A 25,967-nucleotide genomic window follows, 5' to 3' on the forward strand; every position below is an offset into this window, starting at 1 on the left:
ACCGCCGCCCGCGAACGAGCCCTCATGTCTGCGCAAGAACAGCCACCGCAAAGCGCCATGGCGATCACCCTGCAGATCGTTTCCATCGTTTTCTATACCTTCGTCGCCTTCCTCTGCATCGGCCTGCCGATTGCGGTCTTGCCGGGGTATGTCCATGAACAGCTCGGGTTCAGCGCCGTGGTCGCCGGGCTGACCATAGGCTCGCAATACCTGGCCACCCTGCTCAGCCGGCCCATGGCCGGGCGCATGTCGGACAATGTCGGTACCAAGCGCGCGATAATTTATGGCCTGTCGGGGATTGTCTTGAGCGGCGGGCTGACCTTGCTGTCGGTGTTATTGCAAAGCTTGCCCCTTCTCAGCCTGCTGATCCTGATCGCCGGCCGCCTGCTGCTAGGGATCGCCCAGGGACTGATCGGTGTTGGCACTATCAGTTGGTGCATGGGCCAGGTCGGTGCCGAACACACCGCACGCTCGATCTCCTGGAACGGCATCGCTTCCTACGGCGCCATTGCCATTGGCGCGCCGGCGGGCGTGGTGATGGTCGATCAGCTGGGGTTCGCCAGCCTGGGCATCGCGTTGTCGCTGATGGCCCTGGCGGCGCTGCTGCTGATCCGCAACAAACCGTCGGTGCCGGTCATTCGTGGCGAGCGTCTGCCGTTCTGGGCGGTGTTCGGGCGCATTGCACCCTTTGGCGCAAGCCTGAGCCTGGCCTCGATCGGCTACGGCACCCTCACCACTTTTATTACCTTGTATTACATCAATCGTGGCTGGAGCGGCGCGGCGTATTGCCTGACGGTATTCGGAGTGTGCTTCATCCTGGCCCGGTTGTTGTTCATTTCCAGCATCAGCCGTTTTGGCGGCTTCACTTCGGCCATTGCCTGCATGAGCATCGAGACCATCGGCCTGGTGCTGCTGTGGCTGGCGCCGTCGACCGGCTATGCGTTGATCGGTGCTGGCCTGACGGGATTCGGTCTGTCGCTGGTGTATCCGGCCCTGGGCGTCGAGGCGATCAAGCAGGTGCCTAATGCCAGTCGCGGTGCCGGCCTGAGCGCGTATGCGGTGTTTTTCGATTTGGCGTTGGCGATTGCCGGTCCGTTGATGGGGGCGGTGGCGTTGAGTCTGGGGTACTCGTGGATTTTCTTTTGCGCGGCGTTGCTGTCGGTGACCGCATTTTGTCTCACTTTACTGTTGTCACGCCAAGCTGCAAACCCGGCCAGTTAAAATAACTACACACAAAAAAAGTATTTCAGAATACAGGACAGGCAATATTACGCATCAATTAATGCAGAGTGCCATCGTTGTTTTAATTAAACCTCTAGTCGTCATTCATTGATCGGCGGTCTGCATCCCGGCCCGCGTCGCCCTGCCCAACGTGCGGGAGAAAAAGCGCCCGGCTTCGAAGATCAGGTTGCGGTGAATGTCCACGCGATCGACACCCTCGGCATCGGTGCACAGCGCCGGCATGATGACGATCTGTTCGTCATTGCATGGCGCCATGAACACGAAGTGCCCGGCCCCGGCGAGCAGCTTGAAGTCGGGTGCGACGGGCAGCTTGCGCGCCAGGGCAGCGGCGTTCTTGTCGGGAGCCACCAGCTTGTCGCCATCGCCACTGTAAAGCAGTACCGGGACATGCACATCGGCCAGGGTATGACGGCCGAACTTCAGGCTCAGTGGCGCCATCAGCAGTAACGCATGGACCCGCGGATCGGCCACCGGCTGCAAATCGTCGCGGTCGACGATCAGTTCACCCTGGGTATTGCAGGCATCACGGTCGTCCGGGCGTTCCTGGCAGTAGCGGCGCAGACGATCCAGGTCCGGGGTCGCGCCGGACAGTATCAACGCCGTTTCGCCGCCCGCCGAATAACCGATGACCCCGACCTGTTCGGGATTGACGTAGGGTGCGAGCATGGGATCGCCCAGCGTCGCGGTGATGGCTTCGGAAATCTGGATCGGCCGTCCATACAGGTTGCTCAAGGTGCCCAGGCGGCTGTGGTCTTTTGAGTTGTCGCCCGGATGAATCACCGCCACCACTACAAAGCCCTTGCGTGCCAGCGACGTGGCCAGGTCATGCAGGGCCAACGGCGTGCCGGTGTTGCCATGGGACAGCATCAGCATCGGAAACCGGCCTATGGCGACCTTGGTGTCTTCGCCGGCTTCGACGGTGTAACCCTCAAGCCTGCTGGAGTGTTCCTTGGCGCTCGAAGGATAAAAGGCAATGGCACGCATCGGTTGCAAATCGAGCGGGTCAAGAAAACTCATCTCATGAAAACCGACGCTCCAGTGAGGATGCGGTGCAGGTGCTGCGTGCACTGGATTCAGGCTGGCGAGCAGACAGATCAGTAAACCTGCACAAAGACGCACCATAGGATGCCCCACCTGCTACCGGAACGGAGTCGTTAAGCCTCGACTGCATAACTCGGACCACAATTTGCAACAGCCAGAAACAAAAAACTCCGCATCTGCCACTTGCGTGAACAGAATACAGAGTTTTTTGGGGATTGCCTGCAGCGGCAGCGGGTCTTTACCCAAGCCTTACGCGGCGGCGAACAACTGCTCGCTGATGTGCGCCTGGGCATCGCTCATGGCTTTGCCGCGCACTTCGTCACCGTAGGCCAGGCCGTGGGCACGGACGAACTCGATGTCGGTGATGCCGATGAAACCAAACAGCACCTTCAGGTAGTCTTCGTGGGCAACACCGGTTGCCTGGCCGGCGTGCAGGCCACCGGAAGTCGAAACGATCACGACTTTCTTGCCACCGCACAGGCCTTCAGGGCCGGCTTCGGTGTAGCGGAAGGTCTGGCCGGCAACGGCAATGCGGTCAATCCAGGCTTTCAGTTGGGTCGGGATGGTGAAGTTGTACATTGGCGCTGCAATAACCACGGCATCGGCGGCGAGGAATTCGGCCAGGGTTGACGCGCTCAGCTGGGCTTCGTGCTGTTGGGCGGCGTCGCGCAGTTCAGCGGTGGTACCCGCTGCAACCAGGGTGGTCGAAGAGAAATGGCTGATAGCGTCGGCAGCCAGGTCGCGGTAGGTCACCACGGCGGACGGCTCAGCGGCTTGCCAGGCTTTGACGACTTCGCTGCTCAGCTGACGGGAAGCCGAGTTGTCACCAAGAATGCTCGAATCGATATGCAGCAGTTTCATGTGGGATCTCCAGGTGAGGATCGCCGCGAGGGCGATCTGATGGGGACAATCCTACAGACGAAACCAATAGCTGATTAGCGTGCAACAATGCGATAGTTTGTCTCACTGATAGAACGATCGAGAATGCACCCATGCAAGACCTTAATGACCTCTATTACTTCGCCAAAGTCGTCGAGGCCGGCGGCTTCGCGGCCGCCGGACGTTTGCTGGGGATTCCCAAGTCACGACTGTCGCGGCGCATTGCCGAACTTGAAGAGCGCCTGGGTGCACGCTTGCTGCAACGCACCACCCGCCAACTGAAACTCACTGCTGTAGGCGAGCGCTATCTGCGCCACTGCCAGGCAATGTTATTGGAAGCGGAAATGGCTGACGAAGCCGTGGCCAGCATGTCCAGCGAACCGCGCGGGCGCTTGCGGGTCTCTTCCCCGGTCGGCCTGGCACACGAAATGCTGCCGGGGGTGATCAGCAACTTTCTGGAGAAATACCCTCAAGTCCAGCTGGAGGTGATGCTGGTCAATCGTCGCGTAGACCTGGTGACCGAAGGCGTGGACGTTGCGTTGCGCGTACGCGAGCCGGGCGATGAAGACCCGTTGCTGGTAACCCGCCGCCTGCGCCAGGCGCAGATGCTGATGGTCGCCAGCCCCGCCTTCCTCCAGGGGCTTGAGATCAATCACCCCGATGACCTGAAAAACCTGCCTGTGCTCGGCGCCCTTGAGCCCGATCGCCTTGTGCACATTGGCCTGGTCGATCGCCAGGGCAAAAAATACGACCTGGCCCTTGAAGCGCGATTGGGCATCGACGACTTCATCGTGCGAAAGACTTGCACACTGGCCGGCCAGGGTTTTACCACGCTGCCGATGATGTATTGCGAACAGGAACTGGCAAACGGCTCACTGGTACAGTTACTGCCCGAGTGGTCGTTGCCAGGGGGCTGGCTGCAGGCGGTCTACCCTCATCGGCGCGGCGTGATGCCGGCCGTGCGTGCCTGGCTCGACCATCTGATCGAAACATTCAATGCCTGCGGGGATCGCTTGATATGAAGGCAGGACGCATGAACGAGGCCGACGTGGCGGCTTTTTGCCTGGCATTGCCGGGTGCCCGTGAAGATTACAAATGGGGTGGCGTGCGGGTATTTTCGATTGCCGGTAACAAGATGTTCGCCTTGCAGAACCTGCGCGGCGAGTCCCTGGCGTTCAAGGTCGACAAGGACCTGTTTCTCGGGCACTGCGACCGTCCGGGCATTCACCCGGCGCCTTATCTGGCGCGGGCCCAATGGATCATCATGGCCACGCCCTACCCGCTTGGCACCGAGGAACTGCAAGGCTTGCTAACGCGTTCTCATCAACTGGTGGTGAGCAAGTTGCCCAAGCGCACGCAAGTCGGACTGCTGCTCTAGCTGCGTCTGGATCAGAACAGCGCGAACAGCTGCGCGCCCAGGAACAACCGGTCGATCCAGAACACCTGGTGCAGCAGGACGATGATCCAGAACACCAGTTGAAATGACACCTTGCGCGTCTTGTGCCGAAACACTTGCTGCGCGAGCAAGGCCCCCGGCCAGCCGCCGGCGAACTCCAGCGCATGCAGGACGTTTTCCGGCGTGCGCCAGTGATCAAGGCGCGCCTTGCGCTTGTCGCGCCAGTACAGCAGGAACGCCAGCACGCTGACGATGCCGTAGGCTGCCAGGGGAATCAGTGAAACCCCCAGCAGCCATAACGACACCGAACCGAACAACGGCAACGCGCACAACAAGGCGAACATCAACAGTTTCAGGCGCACATTGCGGATGCCTGCCCCGTTGCGTGCGTTGGCATCGCTCATGGCTTGACCGCGGTCCAGTCGACCCAACCGAACTGCCAGGTGGCCAGGATCAGCAAGCCGAACGCAATGCGATACCAGGCAAATGCCGCGTAGCTGTGGCTGGCGATGAACTTGAGCAAGCCCCTGACCGCAATCATCGCGAAGATGAACGCCGTGACGAAGCCCACCGCAAACACCGGGAAGTCAGACGGCACGAACAGGTCGCGGTATTTGTAGCCCGAGTACACTGCCGCCCCCACCATGGTCGGCATGGCCAGGAAGAAGGAAAACTCGGTAGCGGTCTTGCGCGACAGGCCGAACAACAGGCCGCCGATGATCGTCGAGCCGGAGCGCGAGGTGCCCGGAATCATCGCCAGGCACTGGGCCAGGCCGACTTTAAGGGCGTCTTTCCAGGTCATGTCATCGACGCTTTCGGCATGCACTTCGTGCTTGCGCTTTTCAGCCCACAACATGACGATCCCGCCCACGACCAATGCCGTGGCCACTGTGATCGGGTTGAACAGGTAGTGGTGAATCAGGTCGGCGAAAATCACCCCGAGAACCACTGCCGGCAGGAAAGCTATCAGCAGGTTGGCAGTAAAGCGCCGGGCACTGGGCTGCGTCGGCAGGCCGACGACCACGTCGAAAATCTTGCGACGAAACTCCCAGACTACCGCCAGGATGGCGCCGAGCTGGATAATAATGTTGAACGCCATGGCACGCTCGCCACCAAAATTGAGCAAGTCGGCGACAATAATCTGGTGCCCGGTACTGGAAATGGGCAAGAACTCCGTCAGCCCTTCTACAACGCCAAGAATCAAAGCCTGAAAGGCCGTCCAAAGATCCATCAATCCCCCAAAAGGCTATGCGTCGACGCATGCCCCGTTAATTTATTCAAAGCCGTTTTCGTTTCGTCCCGCGCGCACAAGCCTACGCAAAAAATTCGAGCGTTTCGTGAAAAATCAGTTTGATTTCAGGTTTTTGCGCGCGGGGACGAAATCCTAGCAGACAAGTGCGCGTTTCGCTGCCGCGTTGTCGACACCGGGGAAGCGCTGCAACAAGCCTCTTCGCCGTAATCCGGTTACAATCGCCCCCTCTTCGATTTCTCCAAGGAACCTGCATGTCCGGGCTTGAACTGTTTGCCGCCACCCTCGGCGTCATTGCCGTCTGGTTGACGGTTAAACAGAACCCCTGGTGCTGGCCGATCGGTCTGGTCATGGTGCTGATCTACAGCTGGATCTTTTTCGAGGTCAAGCTGTATTCGGACATGTTGCTGCAAGTGATCTATGCCGCGCTGCAGATCTATGGCTGGTGGCAGTGGACCCGCGCAGGCCAGGCGCATCACAGGCGCGAGGTCAGCCGGCTGGATGGGCAAGCGGTGGCGTTCGGCTTGGCCCTTGGCGCGCTCGGCAGTCTGTTGCTGGGCGCCGCCATGGCGCACTGGACCGATGCCGCGCAACCCTGGCTCGACGCCGCCCTCACGGCCTTCAGCCTGGTGGCGCAATGGTGGATGGCGCAAAAGCGCCTGCAGTGCTGGCCGCTGTGGATCGTCCTGGACTGTGTTTTCGTCGGCCTGTTCCTCTATAAAGGGATGTACCTGACGGCGGCCCTGTATTTCCTGTTTTTCCTTCTGGCCATTCAAGGCTGGCGCACATGGCGCAGCGATCCGCTGCTGTGCCCATGAAAGTGCTGGTGCTGGCAGGACCGGAATCGAGCGGCAAAAGCTGGCTCGCGAACGAGATTCACGCCAACTTCGGCGGCATATTGGTCGGCGAGTACGTTCGGTATTTCATCGATAATGAAGCCCGGCTAACCTCCTACGAAGACATCACGCCCATAGCACTTGGCCAGCTGACTTGGGAAGATGAGGCTCGCGCAAAACAGCCTTCCCTGTTGATTCTCGATACACACCTGTTGAGCAACATGCTATGGAGTCGCACGTTGTTTGGCGATTGCCCGACTTGGATCGAGCAGACATTGCAGGAGCGCCATTACGACCTGCACCTGCTGCTAAGCCCCGAGACAGTGGCCTGGCATGACGACGGTCAGCGTTGCCAACCACAACTGGCAGAACGCCAAGCATTTTTCCAGGCCAGCCGTCAGTGGCTAGACCTGCACCGCAAGCCTTTTCAGGTACTGCAAGGTGACTGGCAACAGCGCAAGGACGCGGCATTCGACGCTGTCGCGCGCTTGCTCACGGCTTGACAGGGCGGCCACGCCCTACCGAAAACGTCCATTCCTGAAACACCCTCCCCTGCGCAAACCCTCGAGCTAAAGCGGTTAGTGCATTTTCGCCAGAAAATGTTAAGCCACTGATACAACCTGCCTGATACGACCTTAGCGAGCAATGCCGCCAGCATGGACGGCGCTTTTGCCTGGCTTTGTCTCAATGACGTTACAAAGTGTTTTTCATCACCTCAACAGTTAAAGCCAAGCCACTGTTATTAAAAGCAAAACAAAAAACGGCACACCTTCTGCTCTCTTCCCCTGCAACGCTGATAAGGGCCAGCGTTCCACTTACAGAAGGAATTGCCGTCGTGGGGAAATTTGATAACCGTCTCTATAGTCTCCTGCTGGTCGGATGCGCATTGAGCTCAACGGTCTGCCTGCCTGTACAAGCTGACAACGGCATCATCATCATCAAGCGTGATGTCCAGGTGCGCAACGCAACCGTTCCAGCGCTCGTCCCCGACCCCAACCCCACGACCGCGAACGCCAACCCGTCCAAGCAGATCCTCGCTCAAACGAACGAGTTGAGCGACGGTGACTTTGCCGGCGTCGCCAGTGGTGCAGGCATCTCCCGCCTGGTGACGCAAAACACCAACAACCTGGGCGGCAATATCGGCACCCAGACACAGCTTTCCAACCTCCCCGCCGGGCGGTCGGGCAATTCCGGCAGCGGCATTGCCAACATGGTCAATTCCAACGTCCAACAGGGCCTGGGTGCCCTGAGAATCATAACGGGAGACCGTTGAGATGAAGCGTACGCTGCTGATGTTCGCCATGTTTTGCAGTGCATCGACCTTCGCCCAATCCCCCGTCATCAATAACGCCGACATCGACGGTTCGGGCGCGCAGTACCAGGGCAACTTCGCGGTCAACCAGGCGGCCGGTGACCTGCAGCAACAGGCTAATGCCCGGGCCATCGCCGGGGGTCACAACGCAAGCGCGACCACTGAGATTCGCCAACGGTTACGCACCATTGTCGACCCCAATATGGATGCTCGATCCAGCATTCAAGGCGACTCCTTCAGCCATGGCAATGGCGCGTTGGGCGTCAACCAGAGCGCGGGTGCCAGCAACCAGCAAGCCAATGCGCTGCGGATCAGCACCAGTGCACAGCCGCAAAGTATCGATGACAGCGTCCTCATGCAACAGAACGTGACGCTGCTCTACAACTCCGATCCAACTGACTCCGCACCAGGCTATCGCCAAGTCACTACCAGTGACCAGGCTTTCACCGGTAGCCGTGGGCTCATTCAGTTGAATCAGAGCGCCGGGGTGGGAAACCGAATGGCCAACACCCTCAGCGTACGGGTCGTGGACTGACCCAAACAGGTAATAACAACACTTAACCTAAAATAAGTACGGAGAATCACCATGAAACCTTCGATGGCATTAAAGCCTCTGGTTTTCGCAATTGCTGCGGTCATGGCTGTTGCTGTACAAGCTGGGCAAAACGATCGGCGTGGCAATCACCATGGCCATCACAACGGCGGGCATCACACCCCTCCTGCAAAAATGGTCCCTATCAGTGCGACTGCCGAAGCAAGGGACAGACAAAGCAGCACCAACAACCGCATCTGGAATGAAGGGGTGGAAAACTCAGCCGAGATGAGCAGTTCGGCCCAGGGCGCAAGCGGCAACGTCGGCGTCAACGTGGCAGCAGGTAACGGTAACCAGCAAGACAACGCCGCCGCCATCGCCAACGCAGCCTCCGACAACGCCGCGATCGACAACAGCTTCGTGTTCGGCACGGCCACTGCCACTGCCGACGTGAGGCAATACAGCAACCGTAACCGCGTCGACAACTTCGGCGTAACCAACTCTGCCGTGATGAGTGGATCCGCCGACGGCAGCAGCGGTAATGTGGGTGTCAACATTGCTGCCGGCGATCTGAACCAACAGAAAAACACTATGGCAATTGCCAATACCAATGCTCCACTCGGTAACGCAAGAGCCACCGCCTCCGCCAATCAGGACGGTCCTGGCTTGATCGTGAACAACACCGCTGACCGGACCTATCGCGTAGATACCATTACGGTTACCAAAACCGCTAGTGGTAGCGCCTCTCGCGAGAAGTCCTTCGAAGCCAGCGGCAGTCAAAGCGCTTCGTCGAGCTGGGCCGCTGCCGGGTCCAAGAACTCCAGTGCCAGCGGTTCCTTCAGCCTGGATGCAAGCGGTTCCAAAAGCAGTAATGCCAGCGGTTCCAACAGCAGCAGCGCAAGCGGTGCCTTCAGCCTGGATGCAAGCGGTTCCAACAGCAGCGCTGCAAGTGGTTCCAATAGCAGCAGTGCAAGCGGTTCATCGAGTGCTTCTTTGAATGCTTCCCTGGACGCTTCCCTGGACGCTGCGGCGGCGTCCTCCAGCTCCACGACCGTCAACTACGGTTTTGGCGATCGCACCCGCAGCAGAGAGTCCGACGCATCGCTTAGCGCTTCGCTTAGCGCATCGCTTGACGTGTCGGTAGACAAATCGTTCGACAAATCGCGCGAATCCTCGTTTGACAGGTCTCGCGAATCCTCGTTCGACAAGTCGTTCGACACCTCGTACGAAAAATCCCGTGAATCCTCGTACGACAAATCGCGCGATTCCTCGTTCGAAAAATCGTTCGATACTTCGTTCGAGAAAGCGAACGCTTCGTCGTACGACAAATCGGGCAGCAAGTCGTCCGAATCCGAGTACGCAAAAGCGAAAAGCTGGAGTGAAAGCAGCTCGTATGATCTGAGTAACACCTACTCTTATCAAGTGCTGACTCCAACTGGCTGGGCCAACCCTGTGACCAACACTGCAACCCTGAGTGGTTCGGTGAACGGCGGCAGCGGCAACCTGGGTGTCAACGTGGCGGCTGGTGTGGGCAACCAACAAAGCAACTCGCTGGCCATCTCCAACCAATCGTTCTAATGCTGTCTGCAGAGGCCCCCTTCCGGGGGCCTTTTTCAACCCGACCAGAAGGCGTCCCACCATGCGTATTATCGCCTTGGCAATTTTGCTTTGCGTGTCCAGTGTGATCGAGGCTGCACAGCTGCCGCTGTCCGTCCTGCCGGGCGGTGCGCTGGTGTACAAGCCGATCCAGAGCGTACGCGAGCGCAAATTTGCCGACCTGGTGCAACAGAAAACCGACTTCAGTTGCGGCGCAGCTGCGCTGGCAACCATCTTGCGCCAAGCCTACTGGCTGGACGTAGACGAAGAACAAATCATCGAAGGCATGCTGGCACACTCCGATCAGGATCTGGTCCGCGTCCAGGGCTTCTCCATGCTCGACATGAAGCGCTACGTGGAAAGTATCGGCATGCGCGCCCGTGGCTACCGGGTTTCACCGGAATCGTTGAAAGAGATCAGAATACCTGTAGTGGTACTCCTGGACATACGTGGTTACAAACACTTTGTGGTCATGCAAAGAGTCCAAAACGACTGGGTCTATATCGGCGACCCGGTACTGGGGCATAAACGCTACAAAGTCGATGACTTTATCAAAGGCTGGAACGGCATCATCTTTGCCGTCATCGGCCAGGGCTACGACAAAAACAACGCGTTGCTCGACCCGCCCCTGCCACTGACCGCCAAGAACCGCGTCAACGCCTTCAGCCCGGTGCAGGACGCCGAGTTGATGGATTTCGGATTCATTCAAAGCGACTTCTTCTAATAACAAAAGGAGCACGACGCTCCGGGAGTATCCAATGAAGACTCCAATCTGGCTGGCCGTGGTTTGCCTGGCCGCCAGCCTGCCGATCCATGCAGAAATATTGAAGCCCATTGAACTGAGCGACCAGGAACTGGCAAGCCTGCGCGGTCGTTATGTCATGCCGGGACGGATCATCAGTTTCGGCATCGCCATGACCAGCACCTGGCAAAACGCCAACGGTGAAGTGATCGGGGCAACGTCCTCGATGCAAATTCAGCAATCGACCATCAAGCCGCAGTTCTATGTGTCGATGATCGACGAAAAAGGTAATGGCTCGGCGAGTACCCACAGCACCGGCACAGGTACCGTCACGGGCGGCGCCGGCCTGAACAGCACCGAGGGCGTCACTCAAGTCGTACGGGCTGCCGGCGACAACAACAGTGCCTACAACTACGTCGATATCAACGTCACCAAGGCCAACCAGGCGCCAGCAACGCAACAGCAAGGCCAGGCACTGGCCGCAGGCTCGACGTTGGTCGGCTCCAATGGCGCCGGCTCGCTGAGCGTTTCCTCGAGCGGTACCGGTGTGCAAATGAACATCGCGGCCAACAACAACCAGGGCAGTACCGTACAACGCCTGGCCCAGGGTGGGTTGATGCAGAACACGACGTTACTCGGCAGCAGCAACCAGGTCAGGAACTACACGTCCTTCAATGTCGTGCTGCGTGACAACGTGGCGTCAGCCGGTTCGTTCAACGGCAACCTGGACCAGCTCAAAGGTCTTCGCACTCAAGGATTCTGATCTACGCTCAGTCTCATCATCTGTAGTCAGAAGGGACGGCTAACCCATGCACCGATCGTTAACGTTTAGAGTTATCGTCTGTTTGAGTAGCCTGGCACCGGCCCCATTGCTATACGCAGCACCGGACCCCCAGGTCGAAGCACTAAAACAAGAACTCATGGAGTTGAAACAGCGTTACGAAGCACAACAGAACGCGCTGATGGTCCTTGAACAGCGCGTTCGCCAAGTCGAAGAAGCACCGGCGACACCCGCGCCCAAACGCCTGACCAAATCCCCCGCCGAAGCGCCCAGAAGTGGCCAGACGGTGGCTGCCGGCGCGCCCGGGACCACCGGCAGTTCGTACGGGCAGTCGCTCAAGGATGACTCGCAACCGGCGCAAAGTGTTTCCAACCTGTACGACGAAGCCAGCGGGTTCTTCGGCGGCGGCAAGTTCAGCGTCGAAACCGGCCTGACCTATACGCACTACGATACCCGTGCGCTGACACTTAACGGCTTCCTGGCACTGGACTCGATTTTCCTCGGCAACATCAACCTGGACCGCATCAAGGCGGATAACTGGACCCTGGACCTGACCGCCCGCTACAACGTGGCCCAACGCTGGCAGTTCGACATTAACGTGCCCGTGGTCTATCGCGAATCGACGTATTCCTCCGGTGGCGCCGGTGGCGCCGCCAACGGGGTTACAGATGAAACCGTCACCCGCGACCCGGCCATTGGCGACGTAAACGTTGGCGTTGCCTACAAGTTCCTCGATGAGTCGGTCAACCTGCCCGACGCGGTGGCGACCCTGCGCGTCAAGGCGCCGACCGGGAAAGACCCTTACGGCATCAAACTGGTCGAGGTTCCGGGCAACGATAACCTCGCAGTACCCGAAGACTTGCCTACCGGCAATGGTGTCTGGTCGATCACCCCGGGTATCTCGCTGGTCAAGACCTTCGACCCGGCCGTATTGTTCGGCAGTCTGTCCTACACCTACAACATGGAGGACTCTTTCAGCGACATCAGCCCTACAGTCAACACCAAGGTACCCGGGGACGTGAAGCTGGGCGACTCCTGGCAGATCGGCGCCGGTATTGCGTTCGCCTTGAACGAGAAGATGAGTATGTCGTTCTCGTTCACCGACCAGTTCGCCCGCAAGAGCAAGATCAAGCCGGACGGCGGCGACTGGCAATCGATTTCCAACAGCGATTACAACTCGGCCAACTTCAACATCGGCATGACCCTGGCCGCCTCCGACAACCTGACGATCGTTCCCAACCTGGCCATCGGCCTGACCGACGACTCGCCGGACTTCTCCTTCAGCCTGAAATTCCCGTACTACTTCTGACCCACGACAAAACCCCGTTGCGATTTCACTCGCAACGGGGTTTTTGTTGATACCTGCAGGAGCGAGCGGTGCGGCGATCCGACTTGCCCGCGAAGAACGATAACGCGGTACGTCCGGTACACCGCAGCGCCCGGTTCGCCGGCATGCCTGGCTTCCTACAAGGCAGGTAGCGGTTAGCGGATCTGATGCTTGTGCAACAATCGGTAGAAGGTCGGCCTGGATATCCCCAGCACCTTGGCGGCGATGCTCAGGTTATCGCTGTGGCGGTTAAGCACATCACACAAGGCCTGGCGCTCTGCCCGGTGCTTGTAGTCTTCCAGCGTGCCCATCGGCGCGGCAATGGCGTGATGGCTGATCAGCCCCAGGTCTCTCGCTTCGATCTGCCGGCCTTCGGCCAGCACCAAGCCGCGACGTACCCGGTTGGCCAGTTCGCGCACATTGCCCGGCCAGTCATGCTTGCCCATGGCTATCAGGGCGTCTTCACTGAAGCTACGCGGACGGCGGCCGGTTTCACGGCTATAGAAATGGGAAAAATGGTTGGCCAGCATCGACAAGTCGCCATTGCGCTCACGCAGGGGCGCGGTCGCGACTTGCAACACGTTCAGGCGGTAATACAGATCTTCGCGAAAGCTTTTCTTCTCGATCGCCGCCTCGAGATCAACATGGGTTGCCGCCAACACCCGCACATCCACGGGAATCGGCTGACTGCCGCCCACCCTCTCGATGTGTTTTTCCTGAAGGAAGCGCAACAGACTCGCCTGCAGTTCAAGGGGCAGATCACCGATCTCGTCGAGAAACAGCGTGCCGCCGTTGGCTGCCTCGATCCGCCCGACCTTGCGCTGATGGGCGCCCGTAAAGGCGCCTTTCTCGTGGCCGAACAGTTCGGACTGGATCAGGTGCTCGGGAATGGACCCGCAATTGATCGCGACAAAGGGTTTGCTATGGCGCAGGGATTGTCGATGCAGCGTGCGGGCCACCAACTCTTTACCGGTGCCGCTTTCACCGCGAATCAACACCGGCGACTCGGTGGGCGCCAGCTTGCTCAGTAATTTGCGCAGTTCGCGTATGGGCTTGCTGTCGCCCAGCAACTCGTGCTCGGGCTGATCGATATGAACCGTGCCCTGCCCGCGCAGGCGCGCCATGCCAAAGGCCCGACCCAGCGTGACCTGGACCCTGGAGACATCGAACGGCAAGGTATGAAAATCGAAAAACCACTCGCAGACAAAGTCTCCGACATTCTGTAGCCGCAGGACATCCTGATTAAGCACGGCGATCCACTCGGTACCGCTGCGGCTGATCACCTCTTTGACCGTATCCGGATGCTCGAGATGAAAGGGCTGTAATCGTAACAAGCCCACGTCACAGCTACGATCGGCGGCGTTGTCCAGCGAGCAGCTGTCAACGTCCCAACCCACGGAACGTAATCCCGGTAACAGACGATGGCAGTCGTCGCAGGGATCCACCACCAATAGACGACGTAACGCAGGCGCTTCGCTCATGTGATTTCCTTGACGCCAAATTTTAGGATTTTTTATTAAAAACAGTCATTTGGCGGACCTGGCTGTAACGTTAGCAAGAATTTGACGGGCGCTTGTACCGTTTGACTATAGGCCTGGTACGCAAAGAGTTATAAGAAACGGGTTTTTCCAACGACCTGACGAATGTTTTCTTTCATTACGCTTTCAACACCTGCTTGTTTGCCCGGGGATTAGAAGAAAGTTGAAATTTCTTTTGAATGTGTGTGACCTGAACCCCGGTTGCGGGCATCAGTACAAGTAACCAGCCGAGCGGTAAGCCCAACCGACGGCAATTGACTTGATTGGGCCTATAGAGAGACGACCTATGAACGCCCCGCTCCGTGTCAACGAAGCTCTGCTGATTGCCGACCGCGCATTCAAACCTTTCAAATGCGTGGCCTGGGCCCCACAGGACGGTAATGGCGAACTGACCCTCACTGTTATCGACCGCACCAACAACAATATTGGACGCAAACAGATCCCCAGCAGCGCCTATTCCGATCCAGTGCAGCTTGAATGCCTGCTGCAACAAGCCCGCGCCGAATTGTGCGAAGAAGGCTACACGCTGCAATCGTGGTCGATGCCACAATAATCGTAGGGCGGATTACTCCGGGGTAATCCGCGCCTTCGCGGGCATTAGTTGAGTGGTTTTACACTCCAACTGCATTTAAGACGCTTTCTTACTTGAACTTCGGCGCACCCTTTATTCTTTGCTGGCTTGCGTTTGGTTCGAAAAGACACTGTTGTGGCACACAACGACCCTCCACCTGTTAGTTCTGACAGTTGTGCATTCAATCATTCAGGGATTGAATATTCTCTTAACAGTCGACACCGCCCAACTTCTGGATCAGGACGACTTGCAAGGAGATGCGTGCATGTCAATCCAGTCCGTTCTGGCTTTCCCCGCAACCGTCCAGCCTGCCGGAAAGCTCGACACCACCTTCGCTGCCAAGGGCACCGCCCAGGTGTATTTTTTCGGCAGCACTTCAAGTCTGGCCAACGACATCGCGATTGACTCACAGGGCCGGTTACTGGTGGCAGCCAAGGTCACCCTGCCTGGCGGTAGCCGCTTTGGCCTGGCGCGCTTGCTCAAGGACGGTTCGGCGGACCTGGCGTTTGGCAATCAAGGCAGCGTCATCGGGCAATTCGAACCGGGCTTCGAGGCCATGGCAGGCAAGGTGCAGGTGTTGCCCAATGGGCACATCCTGATCGCCGGCCTGCAATACGAAAGCGATCACCGCACGCTCCCCGCCCTGGCGCTGTTTGACTCGCTCGGTCACCCGGTCCAGCGTTTTGGCGACAATGGCCGCTGTGTGGTGCGCCTGCCAGGCAACCTGTCCCGGGGCATGCGCGATGTCTGGCTGCCTCCAGGCGTGCCGGGCGCCGAGGCCTGCAGCGTCGACGTACAGCAGGACGGTCGGATACTGCTGGTGGCCAATCATCATTTCGAACTGGCCGATCATGCCGCCATGCTGATATGCCTGAACGCCGATGGCACGCTGGACAGCGCCTTCAATGGCCGTGGTTTTGTGATGGTCAGGCACCTGCTGATGAATACCTGGCTCAGCAGCGTAACGGTGCAACGCGACGGCCGCATCCTGGTGGGTGGGTCGATCAACTTTCCAGAAGAAGGCCTGGTGGCCCGCTATCACGCCGATGGCAGCCTGGATAACAGTTTCGCCGTGGATGGCTTCATGAGTTTCAAGGCCTGCGGACAGGGTGCCCAGGTCAGCCAGATCGTCCAGCGGGACAACGGCGACGTGCAATGTTTTGGCAGCAGCCGCGACCCCATGCGCTGCCTGGCCCTGAAAATCCACGCCAATGGTCGCCCGGACCATCATTGCAACGGCGGCCAGGCGCATTTGCTGTCAATCGGCCACAGCGGCTGCCAGTGGATCGCCGCCCAGGTGCAACCGGACGGCAGCGTATTGACCGCCGGCGCCACCATTGGCGGTGTCGAGGCCGACTTTGTATTGGGTCGATACCTGCCCGGCGGCCAGCTCGATGGCGATTTCGGTGACGGCAACGGATGGGTGCGCACCCGCCTGGGCCGCAGCCTCGACACGGCCACTTCGATCGCGGTGCAGGACGACGGTAACATCCTCGTCGGCGGCTATTCCCTGGACGGCAGCTCTCGGGCGATCGTCGCACGCTACCTGGCTTGATTCGATGGACTTTTCCTACGCTTGATCTTCTGTCCAGCTTACGGCAAGTTGCGCGCTTCTTAATACAAGGAGTAGCCGATGTCCGGCTCGATGGCCCAGGCGTTCGCGCACAATTTTCTCGGCAACTCACCGCGCTGGTACAAGGCCTGCATTGTCGGTTTCCTGCTGCTCAACGCCGTGACCTTATGGGCCGCAGGCCCGGTGGTGGCGGGCTGGTTGCTGGTGCTGGAGTTCATTTTCACCTTGGCCATGGCCCTCAAATGCTATCCGCTGATGCCCGGCGGCTTGCTGCTGGTCGAGGCGCTGTTGCTGAAAATGACCACGCCCCAGGCGCTCTATGACGAGTTGCTGCACAACTTCCCGGTGATCCTGCTGCTGATGTTCATGGTCGCGGGTATCTACTTCATGAAAGACCTGCTGCTGTTCCTGTTCTCGCGCCTGCTGCTCGGGGTGCGCAGCAAGGCCCTGCTGGCGTTGATGTTCTGCTTTTTGTCGGCGTTCCTGTCGGCGTTTCTCGATGCCCTGACCGTGACCGCGGTGATCATCAGCGCCGCCGTCGGGTTTTACTCGGTGTACCACCGCGTCGCCTCGGGCAGTGATCCGCGCCAGGACAGCTCATTCAGTGATGACCAGCACTTGCCCACCCTGCATCACGCCGACCTCGAGCAGTTCCGCGCGTTCTTGCGCAGCCTGCTGATGCACGGTGCCGTAGGCACAGCGCTGGGTGGCGTGTGTACGCTGGTGGGCGAACCGCAGAACCTGCTGATTGGCCATGAAATGGGCTGGCACTTCGCCGAGTTTTTCCTGAAGATCGCGCCGGTGTCCTTGCCGGTGCTGGTCGCGGGCCTGGTCACCTGTGCCCTGCTGGAGAAACTGCGCTGGTTTGGCTACGGCACGTTGCTGCCGGACAACGTACGCAGCGTGCTGGCCAATTACGCCGCCCAGGACAATGCCGAGCGCACTTCACGCCAGCGTGCAGCGTTGCTCGTGCAGGGTGTGGCAGCCCTGATCCTGATTGCCGGGCTGGCCTTTCACGTGGCCGAAGTGGGCCTGATCGGGTTGATGGTGATCGTGCTGATCACCGCGTTCACCGGCATCACCGACGAGCACCGCCTGGGCAACGCGTTCAAGGACGCCATGCCCTTCACGGCATTGCTGGTGGTGTTCTTCGCCGTGGTGGCGGTGATCCATGATCAACAGCTGTTCACGCCATTGATCCATTGGGTGCTGGCCCTGCCCGCCGACCAGCAACCGGGCATGCTGTACATCGCCAACGGCCTGCTCTCGGCCATCAGCGACAACGTGTTCGTGGCGACCATCTACATCACCGAAGTGAAACAGGCGTTCCTCTCCGGGCACATGAGCCGCGAACATTTCGAAACGCTGGCGATCGCGATCAACACCGGCACCAACCTGCCCAGCGTGGCGACGCCCAATGGCCAGGCAGCGTTCCTGTTCCTGCTGACCTCGGCGATTGCACCGCTGGTTCGCCTGTCGTACGGGCGGATGGTGTGGATGGCGTTGCCGTATACGGTGGTGATGGGTGTTCTTGGTTGGTACGCCGTGACTTTCTGGCTGTAAGCCCACACCCCCTGTGGGAGCTGCCGAAGGCTGCGATCTTTTGATCTTGTCTTTTAAAAACAAAGTCAAAAGATCGCAGCCCGCGGCAGCTCCTACAAAGATGCGTTTTGTTAGCCGAGGCCGTGCCAGGTGCGACCGTCGCGAGCCAGCAGTTCTTCGGCGGCTTGCGGTCCGTTTTCGCCCGCGGCATAGGCCTGCACGCTGGCATCCTGCTGCCAGGCGTCGAGGAAAGGCTGCACCGCACGCCAGCCGTTCTCGATGTTGTCGGCGCGCTGAAACAGGGTCTGATCGCCCGTCAGGCAATCGTAGATCAGGGTTTCGTAGCCGGTGGACGGCTGCATCTCGAAGAAATCCTTGTAGGCGAACCCCAGTTCGATGTTGTCCATCTTCAGGGCCTGGCCGGGCCGCTTGGCCAGCAGGTCGAACCACATGCCTTCGTTGGGTTGGATCTGGATGCGCAGGTAGGTCGGCGCCAGCTCATCGACCTCGGTATCGCGAAACTGCGCATAAGGCGCAGGTTTGAAACAGATGACGATCTCGGTGTCGCGCACGCTCATGCGCTTGCCGGTACGCAGGTAGAACGGCACGCCGACCCAACGCCAGTTGTCGATCATGACCTTTAGGGCCACATAGGTTTCGGTGTTGCTGTCAGGCGCGACCCTGTCTTCCTGGCGATAGCCCGGCAGGGATTTGCCATCGACGTCCCCTGCGGTGTACTGACCCCGCACCGAATTGGCCCGGGCCTCTTCGACCGACCAGGGACGAATCGCGCCGACCACCTTGGCCTTCTCGCCACGGACCGCGTCGGCGCCAAATGCAGCCGGTGGTTCCATGGCCACCATCGCCAGCAACTGGAACAGGTGATTGGGCACCATGTCCCGCAGGGCGCCGGTGTTTTCGTAGAAACTGCCACGGGTTTCGACGCCGACGGTTTCGGCGGCGGTGATTTGCACGTGGTCGATGTAATGGTTGTTCCAGAAGGCTTCGAACAGGCTGTTGGAAAACCGGCTGATCAGGATGTTCTGCACGGTCTCCTTGCCCAGGTAGTGATCGATCCGGTAGATCTGCTTTTCCGACATGACCTTGAGCAAGCAGGCGTTCAAGGCTTCGGCCGTCGGCAGATCGGAACCGAAGGGCTTTTCGATCACCACCCTCCTGAATGCTTCCGGGCTTTCTTCGAGCAGACCGGATGCGCCGAGTCGGCGCACCACTTCACTGAAAAAACGTGGCGCGGTGGCCAGGTAGAACACCGCGTTGCCAGTGCCGCTGTCGGCGATTTTTGCCGCCAGCGCTTGATAGGTGCTGTCGTCCAGGAAATCGCCCTGGACGTAGCTGATACCTTTGGCGAGTCGGGCCCACAAGTCCGGATCAAGGGACTGATCGCCCTTGCCGACCTTGCCGGCCACCTCGCTGCGAATGAAGTCTTCGAGCTTCTTGGCGAAGCCTTCATCGCTGATGGCGTTGTGGTCAACGCCGACGATCCGCAGGCCATCCCCAAGTAAACCGTCGCGCTTGAGGTTGTACAGCGCCGGCATCAGCAGGCGCTTGACCAGATCACCGTGGGCGCCGAACAGGAACAGCGTGGTAGGTGGCGCGGGTTCAGTCTTGGATTTCCTGCGGATCCCGTGGGTCATTTTTTCGCAGTCTCCACATGGCCACCGAAGCCGAAGCGCTGGGCCGAGAGGATCTTGTCACCAAAGGTGCCTTGCCCACGGGATCGGTAGCGCGAGAACAGAGCGGTCGTCAGCACGGTTGCCGGCACTGCTTGCTCCATGGCTGCTTCGACAGTCCAGCGACCCTCTCCGCTGTCCGCCACGGAACCGGAGTAACCGTCGAGTTTCGGATCGCTGGCCAGGGCGTCGGCAGTCAAGTCCAGCAGCCAGGACGACACCACGCTGCCACGACGCCAGACTTCGGCAATGTCGGCGACGTTCAGGTCGAAACGTTGATCTTCCGGCAGCAGGGTGCTGGATTTGGTCTTGAGGATGTCGAAACCTTCGGCGAAGGCCTGCATCATGCCGTATTCGATGCCGTTGTGAATCATCTTGACGAAATGCCCGGCGCCGGCGGGACCTGCGTGGATGTAACCGCGCTCGGCACGGTCGTCATCGGATTTGCGGTCCTTGGTGCGCGGGATATCGCCCATGCCCGGAGCGAGGCTTTCGAACAGCGGATCAAGACGCTTCACGGTTTCGGTATCGCCGCCGATCATCATGCAATAACCGCGCTCCAGGCCCCAGACGCCGCCGGAGGTGCCGACGTCGATGTAGTGCAGGCCTTTTTCCGAGAGGGTCTTGGCCCGGCGGATGTCGTCCTTATAGAAGGTGTTGCCACCGTCGATAATGGTATCGCCGGCTTCGAGCAAGGTGCTCAGGGTGTCGATGGTGTCTTCGGTCGGTGCGCCTGCCGGCAGCATGACCCACACCGCTCGTGGTTTGGCCAGGCCAGCAACCAGGGCCGGCAGATCGGCGACGCCGGTGGCGCCCTCTGCGCTCAAGGTATCGACGAAGGCGGTATTGCGGTCGTACACAACGGTGGTATGTCCGTTGAGCATCAGGCGCCGCGCAATATTGCCGCCCATGCGGCCCAGTCCAATAATCCCGAGTTGCATGTGCTGATGCTCCCTACTACAAATAAAAGTGTGTCAAAGGTTATAGCCCACCGCGACTCATGAGGTTAGTCCAGAGCGTTGGCGTGAAGTTTCCGGGCATTGTGCCCGATCCTGATGGATAACGTCGGGAATCGTGCCGAAGACACAACGACCATGAAAAATAAAAAAGTTCCCTTTGGGGGCAAAAGAAATCAAAATTGGCGCCGATAGTAGTTCAGCCACCGATTTCGGCGGCCAACTACAGTTGAGACACGCCATTTGCGAGGTGAGCAATGGGCACAGTACACACCGCACTGCCAGCACAAACCCTTTACGTCACTATCCGTCGCGAAGAATTGCGTCAGTTGAAAGACGAGCGCGACCAGTTGAAACAGGAGCTGGCGCAACTGCGCTTGCTGATCCAGGGCCAACAGCCCTTGCCACTGCCCCAGCGGGCACCTCACGCCTGAACTTCCCGCCCAAACCGGAAGCAGCCTTGCACTGCTTCCGACACGCCATATCCCCTTTACTCCCGGCAACTCACGAAGTTTTCACATTCGCTTGTTGATACTCCGGCGCATTGTGCGCCGCCTGGACTGCGCGCGGCCGCCGTTTTTTTTTTCGGCGCCTGCGTGGCCTGGCGGTGCGACTGACTACTGGCTGGAGCGTTGAATGACTTGGTTTAAACGCAGCGATTCGTCTGCGAAAGGTTTCGATTGGGCAGGATTTCTCTGGTTGTTCCTGTTCTTCTGGTATTTTTCCGGCATCACCCAACTGCTGATCCAACTGACCGGCACCTCCGGTTTCACCGGTTTTCGCCAGGCGTTCGTGATGAGCGCCATCTGGCTGGCGCCGATGCTGTTGTTCCCCCGCCAAACCCGAGTGATGGCCGCGGTCATCGGCGTGGTGCTGTGGGCGTGCTCGATGGCCAGCCTCGGTTACTTCTTCATCTATCAGCAGGAATTCTCGCAAAGCGTCATCTTCATCATGTTCGAGTCGAACGTGTCCGAAGCCGGCGAATACATGACCCAGTATTTTGCCTGGTGGATGGTTCCGGCCTTCCTTGCGCACACCGCGGTCGGCTATTTCCTGTGGACACGCGTGCGCCCGGTGTACTTGCCTCGTACCAAGGCACTGGTGGCGGCCACCGCCATCGTGGTCGGCGTGGTCGGGTATCCGCTGGTCAAGCACACCCTTCGTACCGGCAGCTTCACCGAAGGCTTCGAGAAATTCGAAACCCGCATCGAGCCAGCGGTGCCATGGCAGATGGCCGTGGCTTATCACCGCTACCTCGATACCCTGGCCAACATGCAGCAGATGCTGCACAGCGCGAGCAAGGCTGCGCCCCTGCACAACTTCAAGGATGCGACGGCCGACCAGCCCGCCACCCTGGTGCTGGTGATTGGCGAGTCCACCAACCGGCAGCGCATGAGCCTGTACGGCTACCCTCGGCCAACCACCCCGGAACTGGACAAGCTAAAGGATCAACTGGCGGTCTTCGATAACGTCATCACGCCGCGCCCCTACACCATCGAGGCGCTGCAACAGGTGCTGACCTTCGCCGACGAAGAAAACCCTGAGGCGTACCTGTCCACGCCGTCCCTGGTGGCCATGATGAAACAGGCCGGCTACAAGACGTTCTGGATCACCAACCAGCAGACCATGACCAAGCGCAACACCATGCTCACGACCTTCTCCGAGCAGGCCGACGAACAGGTGTACCTCAACAACAACCGCAACCAGAATGCCGCCCAGTACGATGGCGACGTAATCGAGCCGTTCAACAAGGCCCTGGCCGACGCGGCACCGCGCAAGCTGATCGTGGTGCATCTGCTGGGCACGCACATGAGCTACCAGTACCGCTACCCTGCGACCTTCGACAGGTTCAAGGACCGCAACGGCGTTCCGGCGGGTGTACGTGACGATCAGCTGCCAACGTACAACAGCTATGACAACGCGGTGCTGTACAACGACTTCGTGGTGTCGAGCCTGATCAAGGACTACGCCAAGTCTGACCCGAACGGCTTTTTGATGTACCTCTCCGATCACGGTGAAGACGTGTTCGACTCCCCTGGCCATGGCACCCTCGGGCGCAACGAGAGCAAACCGACGGCGCCGATGTACACCATCCCGCTCATCGCGTGGGCCTCGCCAAAATGGCGCGAAACCCACGACTGGAACTTTGCCGATGACGTTGACCGTCCATACAGCAGCTCGCACCTGATCCATACCTGGGCAGACCTGGCAGGCCTGAGCTTCGATGAACTCGATCGCAGCAAGAGTGTGGTCAGTGACAGCTTCAAGGCACGGCCATTGCTGATCGGCAACCCTTACGAGCGGCAACAGCGGCCGTTGATCGATTTCAGCCTGATCAAGCCCAAGGCGGCAGTTGCGCCGCAAGTCGTGCAAAAATAACCCTTTCAACGTCATTCAAACCTGTGGGAGCAAGCCCGCTCCCACAGTTGTTTTGTGTTGCAGAAACACCTCCAAAATAATAATTATTCTCGTTTACCCCTAAATCCCTCCCCCCTCCTTCGTCTTTGCATAAACGGATTTTTCCCTCGACGACAAGGAGTCGGCCGCGATGTTCGCGCCTATCACCCGTTCCATGACTTTTACCCTTGGCCTGTGCGGTGCCGCACTGAGCCCGGATCTGCTGGCTGAAACCGAGCCCGAAAGCGCCCCGCTGGCGCCAATCCTCATGCTCGGCGCCACCAATGTCACCGCCCAGAGCCTGGGCAGCACCACCGAAAACACCGAGTCGTACACCACCGGTGCCATGAGCACCGCCACCCGCCTGAACCTGACGATCAAGGACACGCCGCAATCGGTTTCCGTGGTCACACGCCAGCAAATGGACGATTTCAAACTCGGCAGCCTTTCCCAAGCCATGAGCCAGACCACAGGCGTGGTGGTCCAGCACAACGACTCGGACCGGGTCAGCTATTCCTCGCGTGGCTACACCATCAACAATTTCCAGATCGATGGCATGTTGAATACCTTCAGCTACATGAAGTCCGATTCCGACACCATCATCTACGACCACATCGAAGTGGTACGCGGTGCAACGGGCCTGACCACCGGCGCGGGCGATCCTTCGGCCACCATCAATATGGTGCGCAAACGCCCCACGTCGCAGTGGGAAGCCAAGAGCGGTGTCAGCGGCGGCAGTTACGACGATTACTACAGCTACCTGGACGTCGGTGGCCCGCTGGCGTTCGACGGACGCCTGCGCGGTCGTGGGGTGGTGGCTTACCGCGACAGCGATTCGTACCGGGACAAATACCAGCAGCAACGGGAAGTCGGCTACGGGGTGCTCGAGGCCGAGCTGACCGACGACACCCTGCTGGCGGTGGGTTACGACTATCAGAACAAGCACGTGCAAGGCACGTCCTGGGGCACGGTGCCGTACTGGAACGCCGACGGCAGCAAGGCCAACCTTGGGCGCTCGACCAACATGGCCACGTCCTGGAGTTCCTGGCCGCTCAAGGACAAGACCGCGTTCGCCAACCTCGATCACCAGCTCGGCGGCGGGTGGCAGTTCAAGGCCGCCTACACCCACCGTGAAAGTGACACCGACGGCAAGATCTACTACGCAGGTGGCGGCTTCCCCGAGGCGGACCGCAGCGGCATGGTCGCCAACGTCAGCCACATGATCGGCACGCAAAAAATGAAAGCCTATGACTTCAATGTCTCTGGCCCCTACGCGCTGCTGGGTCTCGAACACGAATTGATGGTGGGTTATGGCGAGGCCGAGCGCCGCGAGGATTCGCCTTACACGGTGGATGGCCCGAGGGCTGCAGATTATGAAAATGTCCCTGACTGGAAATACATGGGCAATATCGGCAAATTCCCCGACACCGTTACCAGCCTGACCGGCTCGAAAGACTATACCCGGCAGAAAGCCGGCTACCTGGCCACGCGCCTGAACCTCACCGATGAACTGCACGCTGTCCTCGGCAGCCGCTATGGGAGCTGGAAAACTTCGACCACCACCAACAGCTACGACGCCAACCTGAAACTGAGCGGCATCGATCACAGCAGCCAGCAACAAAACGACATGTGGACGCCCTACGCCGGACTGCTTTACGACCTGACCCCGGAGTACACCGTTTACGTCAGCTATACCGACATTTTCAAACCGCAGACCAACCGCGACAGCAATCGCAAATATCTCGAGCCGGTGGTGGGCAGCAATTATGAACTGGGCCTCAAGGGCAGCCTGCTGGAAGAGCGCTTGAACCTGGCCACCGCGCTGTTCTGGAGCAAGCAGGACAACGTTGCGCAACTGGATGACTCGGTGCCACCGGACCCGGTCACCGGCGAGGAGTTCTACAAATCCAGCGGTAAAGGCAACAAGGTGCAAGGCTTCGAAGCCGAGCTGTCAGGCGAAGTCATGGAGGGCTGGAACATGACCGCAGGTTACACCTACACCCATTCGGTCGACGGTGAAAACCAACGGATCAACACGGTTCAACCGTTGAACATGTTCCGCTACTCCACGGCCTGGCACCTGCCCGGTGAGTGGCAGGCGCTGACCGTAGGGGCTGCGGTGAACTGGCAGAGCGACATTTACCGCGGCGCCAATCGCCCGGTCGGGCGCCGTGCCGATGGCAGCGTGATCACCGAACGGACGGACATCGGCCAGGAGGCCTACACCGTGGTCAACCTGATGTCGCGCTACGAATTCGACCGGCACCTGTCGGCCTCGTTGAACGTCAACAACCTGTTCGACAAGAAGTACTACGACAACGTCGGTTTCTACAACGGCGTGTATTGGGGTGACCCGCGCACGGTGACCCTGAGCCTCGACTGGAAGCTCTAGGCGATGTTAATTCCCATTTAACGGAATCGGCGGATAATGAGCGCTCGACTTTGATTCATTGACTCATGGACGAAAGGCATCCGACATCTGTAAGTGGGAGGCACACCATGAAAAGATCTACCTTGATCCTCGCGGTCCTGATGACACTGGGCTCTACCAGCGCCTTTGCCGAAGGCGGGGCTGAACGCATGCGCTACTACTACGCAACCTTGCACTACAACCAGCAAGTGGCACTGGGCAACATCACGCCAGAGCAGGCGAAAGAGCTGCGGGTGCCCGACGATCAAACCGCGCAAATGACCGAATCCTACCGGCCGAAATGATTGCTACACCTCTGACCGTTTGCTCTTCGGTCAGAGACTTCTGTTGGGCGT

25 protein-coding genes are annotated in these 25,967 nt (G+C 59.2%); 18 read left to right on the forward strand and 7 right to left on the reverse strand.

The window, feature by feature from the left end; translation table 11 throughout:
* The first annotated feature begins 24 nt into the window (after positions 1-24).
* On the forward strand, positions 25-1,221 hold the full coding sequence (locus tag ACIO0C_RS22120; protein ID WP_401315234.1) for an MFS transporter: 1,197 nt from the start codon (positions 25-27) through the stop codon (positions 1,219-1,221).
* A gap of 105 nt (positions 1,222-1,326) precedes the next feature.
* Here the strand turns inward: ACIO0C_RS22120 and ACIO0C_RS22125 are convergent, their stop codons facing one another.
* Together ACIO0C_RS22125 and ACIO0C_RS22130 are read right to left on the reverse strand one after the other, a co-directional pair.
* Complete coding sequence (locus tag ACIO0C_RS22125) at positions 1,327-2,364, reverse strand: alpha/beta hydrolase family protein (protein ID WP_401315235.1); 1,038 nt, start codon at positions 2,362-2,364, stop codon at positions 1,327-1,329.
* A 168-nt stretch (positions 2,365-2,532) separates the two neighbouring features.
* Positions 2,533-3,144 carry an FMN-dependent NADH-azoreductase gene (locus ACIO0C_RS22130; protein WP_401315236.1) on the reverse strand — a complete coding sequence of 204 codons (612 nt, stop codon included), beginning with the start codon at positions 3,142-3,144 and terminating at the stop codon, positions 2,533-2,535.
* 131 nt (positions 3,145-3,275) lie between these two features.
* Here ACIO0C_RS22130 and ACIO0C_RS22135 point away from each other — a divergent pair, with 131 nt between their 5' ends.
* Together ACIO0C_RS22135 and ACIO0C_RS22140 are read left to right on the forward strand one after the other, a co-directional pair.
* Positions 3,276-4,184 carry a LysR substrate-binding domain-containing protein gene (locus ACIO0C_RS22135; RefSeq protein WP_401315237.1) on the forward strand — a complete coding sequence of 303 codons (909 nt, stop codon included), beginning with the start codon at positions 3,276-3,278 and terminating at the stop codon, positions 4,182-4,184.
* Complete coding sequence (locus ACIO0C_RS22140) at positions 4,181-4,540, forward strand: MmcQ/YjbR family DNA-binding protein (protein ID WP_401315238.1); 360 nt, start codon at positions 4,181-4,183, stop codon at positions 4,538-4,540. The genes ACIO0C_RS22135 and ACIO0C_RS22140 overlap by 4 nt, the downstream gene beginning before the upstream one ends.
* An 11-nt stretch (positions 4,541-4,551) precedes the next feature.
* Here the strand turns inward: ACIO0C_RS22140 and ACIO0C_RS22145 are convergent, their stop codons facing one another.
* Together ACIO0C_RS22145 and ACIO0C_RS22150 are read right to left on the reverse strand one after the other, a co-directional pair.
* Positions 4,552-4,962 (reverse strand): DUF1294 domain-containing protein, encoded by a 411-nt coding sequence (locus ACIO0C_RS22145; protein WP_401315240.1) that lies wholly within the window; start codon positions 4,960-4,962, stop codon positions 4,552-4,554.
* The gene (locus tag ACIO0C_RS22150) at positions 4,959-5,789 is read right to left on the reverse strand and encodes an undecaprenyl-diphosphate phosphatase (RefSeq protein WP_401315242.1); all 831 of its coding nucleotides are present in this window, start codon (positions 5,787-5,789) and stop codon (positions 4,959-4,961) included. The genes ACIO0C_RS22145 and ACIO0C_RS22150 overlap by 4 nt, the downstream gene beginning before the upstream one ends.
* 272 nt (positions 5,790-6,061) lie before the next feature.
* Between ACIO0C_RS22150 and pnuC the strand changes: the two genes are divergently transcribed.
* The 8 genes from pnuC to ACIO0C_RS22190 all read left to right on the forward strand — a co-directional run bounded on the left by pnuC (position 6,062) and on the right by ACIO0C_RS22190 (position 12,915).
* Complete coding sequence (pnuC, locus tag ACIO0C_RS22155; protein WP_401315243.1) at positions 6,062-6,625, forward strand: nicotinamide riboside transporter PnuC; 564 nt, start codon at positions 6,062-6,064, stop codon at positions 6,623-6,625.
* Positions 6,622-7,146 carry an AAA family ATPase gene (locus ACIO0C_RS22160; protein ID WP_401315341.1) on the forward strand — a complete coding sequence of 175 codons (525 nt, stop codon included), beginning with the start codon at positions 6,622-6,624 and terminating at the stop codon, positions 7,144-7,146. The genes pnuC and ACIO0C_RS22160 overlap by 4 nt, the downstream gene beginning before the upstream one ends.
* A gap of 332 nt (positions 7,147-7,478) precedes the next feature.
* Positions 7,479-7,916, forward strand: coding sequence for a hypothetical protein (locus tag ACIO0C_RS22165; RefSeq protein ID WP_401315343.1), 438 nt, complete (start codon positions 7,479-7,481; stop codon positions 7,914-7,916).
* 1 nt (position 7,917) lies between these two features.
* Positions 7,918-8,490, forward strand: a complete 573-nt coding sequence (locus tag ACIO0C_RS22170; protein WP_401315245.1) for an adhesin — start codon at positions 7,918-7,920, stop codon at positions 8,488-8,490.
* A gap of 51 nt (positions 8,491-8,541) precedes the next feature.
* Positions 8,542-10,065, forward strand: coding sequence for a heme utilization protein (locus ACIO0C_RS22175; RefSeq protein ID WP_401315246.1), 1,524 nt, complete (start codon positions 8,542-8,544; stop codon positions 10,063-10,065).
* A 61-nt stretch (positions 10,066-10,126) separates the two neighbouring features.
* Positions 10,127-10,807 carry a C39 family peptidase gene (locus ACIO0C_RS22180; protein WP_401315248.1) on the forward strand — a complete coding sequence of 227 codons (681 nt, stop codon included), beginning with the start codon at positions 10,127-10,129 and terminating at the stop codon, positions 10,805-10,807.
* 34 nt (positions 10,808-10,841) lie between these two features.
* Positions 10,842-11,588: a hypothetical protein gene (locus ACIO0C_RS22185; RefSeq protein WP_401315249.1), complete on the forward strand. Its 747-nt coding sequence runs from the start codon at positions 10,842-10,844 to the stop codon at positions 11,586-11,588.
* Between the two features lie 46 nt (positions 11,589-11,634).
* Positions 11,635-12,915 (forward strand): hypothetical protein, encoded by a 1,281-nt coding sequence (locus ACIO0C_RS22190; protein ID WP_401315251.1) that lies wholly within the window; start codon positions 11,635-11,637, stop codon positions 12,913-12,915.
* Between the two features lie 173 nt (positions 12,916-13,088).
* Here the strand turns inward: ACIO0C_RS22190 and ACIO0C_RS22195 are convergent, their stop codons facing one another.
* Complete coding sequence (locus ACIO0C_RS22195; protein ID WP_401315252.1) at positions 13,089-14,414, reverse strand: sigma 54-interacting transcriptional regulator; 1,326 nt, start codon at positions 14,412-14,414, stop codon at positions 13,089-13,091.
* Between the two features lie 343 nt (positions 14,415-14,757).
* Here ACIO0C_RS22195 and ACIO0C_RS22200 point away from each other — a divergent pair, with 343 nt between their 5' ends.
* The 3 genes from ACIO0C_RS22200 (at position 14,758) to nhaB (ending at position 18,178) form a co-directional block, all read left to right on the forward strand.
* Complete coding sequence (locus ACIO0C_RS22200) at positions 14,758-15,024, forward strand: hypothetical protein (protein WP_401315253.1); 267 nt, start codon at positions 14,758-14,760, stop codon at positions 15,022-15,024.
* Positions 15,025-15,307: 283 nt separating this feature from the next.
* Entirely contained in the window at positions 15,308-16,597 is a 1,290-nt protein-coding gene (locus ACIO0C_RS22205; RefSeq protein ID WP_401315254.1) for a hypothetical protein, read from the forward strand.
* A gap of 78 nt (positions 16,598-16,675) precedes the next feature.
* A complete protein-coding gene (gene nhaB, locus ACIO0C_RS22210; RefSeq protein ID WP_401315256.1) occupies positions 16,676-18,178 on the forward strand; it encodes a sodium/proton antiporter NhaB in 1,503 nt (500 codons plus the stop codon).
* Between the two features lie 110 nt (positions 18,179-18,288).
* Here nhaB and zwf read toward each other — a convergent pair whose 3' ends face one another.
* Positions 18,289-19,812 carry a glucose-6-phosphate dehydrogenase gene (gene zwf, locus ACIO0C_RS22215; RefSeq protein ID WP_401315258.1) on the reverse strand — a complete coding sequence of 508 codons (1,524 nt, stop codon included), beginning with the start codon at positions 19,810-19,812 and terminating at the stop codon, positions 18,289-18,291.
* Entirely contained in the window at positions 19,809-20,789 is a 981-nt protein-coding gene (gene gnd, locus ACIO0C_RS22220) for a phosphogluconate dehydrogenase (NAD(+)-dependent, decarboxylating) (RefSeq protein ID WP_401315260.1), read from the reverse strand. The genes zwf and gnd overlap by 4 nt, the downstream gene beginning before the upstream one ends.
* Before the next feature lie 272 nt (positions 20,790-21,061).
* Between gnd and ACIO0C_RS22225 the strand changes: the two genes are divergently transcribed.
* The 4 genes from ACIO0C_RS22225 to ACIO0C_RS22240 all read left to right on the forward strand — a co-directional run bounded on the left by ACIO0C_RS22225 (position 21,062) and on the right by ACIO0C_RS22240 (position 25,916).
* Entirely contained in the window at positions 21,062-21,238 is a 177-nt protein-coding gene (locus ACIO0C_RS22225) for a DUF6026 family protein (RefSeq protein WP_162837848.1), read from the forward strand.
* 202 nt (positions 21,239-21,440) lie between these two features.
* Positions 21,441-23,183: a phosphoethanolamine transferase CptA gene (locus ACIO0C_RS22230; protein ID WP_401315262.1), complete on the forward strand. Its 1,743-nt coding sequence runs from the start codon at positions 21,441-21,443 to the stop codon at positions 23,181-23,183.
* Between the two features lie 169 nt (positions 23,184-23,352).
* Positions 23,353-25,593: a TonB-dependent siderophore receptor gene (locus tag ACIO0C_RS22235; RefSeq protein WP_401315263.1), complete on the forward strand. Its 2,241-nt coding sequence runs from the start codon at positions 23,353-23,355 to the stop codon at positions 25,591-25,593.
* 107 nt (positions 25,594-25,700) lie between these two features.
* The gene (locus ACIO0C_RS22240) at positions 25,701-25,916 is read left to right on the forward strand and encodes a hypothetical protein (protein ID WP_401315264.1); all 216 of its coding nucleotides are present in this window, start codon (positions 25,701-25,703) and stop codon (positions 25,914-25,916) included.
* Positions 25,917-25,967: the final 51 nt, after the last annotated feature.

It is taken from the genome of Pseudomonas sp. NPDC087336, assembly GCF_044744285.1.
In the GTDB taxonomy this organism is placed as follows: domain Bacteria; phylum Pseudomonadota; class Gammaproteobacteria; order Pseudomonadales; family Pseudomonadaceae; genus Aquipseudomonas.

Coding starts and splice junctions, on each gene's coding strand:
- ACIO0C_RS22120 (WP_401315234.1), top strand. CDS start 25: ATGTCTGCGCAAGAACAGCCACCGCAAAGCGCCATGGCGATCACCCTG.
- ACIO0C_RS22125 (WP_401315235.1), bottom strand. CDS start 2,364: ATGGTGCGTCTTTGTGCAGGTTTACTGATCTGTCTGCTCGCCAGCCTG.
- ACIO0C_RS22130 (WP_401315236.1), bottom strand. CDS start 3,144: ATGAAACTGCTGCATATCGATTCGAGCATTCTTGGTGACAACTCGGCT.
- ACIO0C_RS22135 (WP_401315237.1), top strand. CDS start 3,276: ATGCAAGACCTTAATGACCTCTATTACTTCGCCAAAGTCGTCGAGGCC.
- ACIO0C_RS22140 (WP_401315238.1), top strand. CDS start 4,181: ATGAAGGCAGGACGCATGAACGAGGCCGACGTGGCGGCTTTTTGCCTG.
- ACIO0C_RS22145 (WP_401315240.1), bottom strand. CDS start 4,962: ATGAGCGATGCCAACGCACGCAACGGGGCAGGCATCCGCAATGTGCGC.
- ACIO0C_RS22150 (WP_401315242.1), bottom strand. CDS start 5,789: ATGGATCTTTGGACGGCCTTTCAGGCTTTGATTCTTGGCGTTGTAGAA.
- pnuC (WP_401315243.1), top strand. CDS start 6,062: ATGTCCGGGCTTGAACTGTTTGCCGCCACCCTCGGCGTCATTGCCGTC.
- ACIO0C_RS22160 (WP_401315341.1), top strand. CDS start 6,622: ATGAAAGTGCTGGTGCTGGCAGGACCGGAATCGAGCGGCAAAAGCTGG.
- ACIO0C_RS22170 (WP_401315245.1), top strand. CDS start 7,918: ATGAAGCGTACGCTGCTGATGTTCGCCATGTTTTGCAGTGCATCGACC.
- ACIO0C_RS22175 (WP_401315246.1), top strand. CDS start 8,542: ATGAAACCTTCGATGGCATTAAAGCCTCTGGTTTTCGCAATTGCTGCG.
- ACIO0C_RS22180 (WP_401315248.1), top strand. CDS start 10,127: ATGCGTATTATCGCCTTGGCAATTTTGCTTTGCGTGTCCAGTGTGATC.
- ACIO0C_RS22185 (WP_401315249.1), top strand. CDS start 10,842: ATGAAGACTCCAATCTGGCTGGCCGTGGTTTGCCTGGCCGCCAGCCTG.
- ACIO0C_RS22190 (WP_401315251.1), top strand. CDS start 11,635: ATGCACCGATCGTTAACGTTTAGAGTTATCGTCTGTTTGAGTAGCCTG.
- ACIO0C_RS22195 (WP_401315252.1), bottom strand. CDS start 14,414: ATGAGCGAAGCGCCTGCGTTACGTCGTCTATTGGTGGTGGATCCCTGC.
- ACIO0C_RS22200 (WP_401315253.1), top strand. CDS start 14,758: ATGAACGCCCCGCTCCGTGTCAACGAAGCTCTGCTGATTGCCGACCGC.
- ACIO0C_RS22205 (WP_401315254.1), top strand. CDS start 15,308: ATGTCAATCCAGTCCGTTCTGGCTTTCCCCGCAACCGTCCAGCCTGCC.
- nhaB (WP_401315256.1), top strand. CDS start 16,676: ATGTCCGGCTCGATGGCCCAGGCGTTCGCGCACAATTTTCTCGGCAAC.
- zwf (WP_401315258.1), bottom strand. CDS start 19,812: ATGACCCACGGGATCCGCAGGAAATCCAAGACTGAACCCGCGCCACCT.
- gnd (WP_401315260.1), bottom strand. CDS start 20,789: ATGCAACTCGGGATTATTGGACTGGGCCGCATGGGCGGCAATATTGCG.
- ACIO0C_RS22225 (WP_162837848.1), top strand. CDS start 21,062: ATGGGCACAGTACACACCGCACTGCCAGCACAAACCCTTTACGTCACT.
- ACIO0C_RS22230 (WP_401315262.1), top strand. CDS start 21,441: ATGACTTGGTTTAAACGCAGCGATTCGTCTGCGAAAGGTTTCGATTGG.
- ACIO0C_RS22235 (WP_401315263.1), top strand. CDS start 23,353: ATGTTCGCGCCTATCACCCGTTCCATGACTTTTACCCTTGGCCTGTGC.
- ACIO0C_RS22240 (WP_401315264.1), top strand. CDS start 25,701: ATGAAAAGATCTACCTTGATCCTCGCGGTCCTGATGACACTGGGCTCT.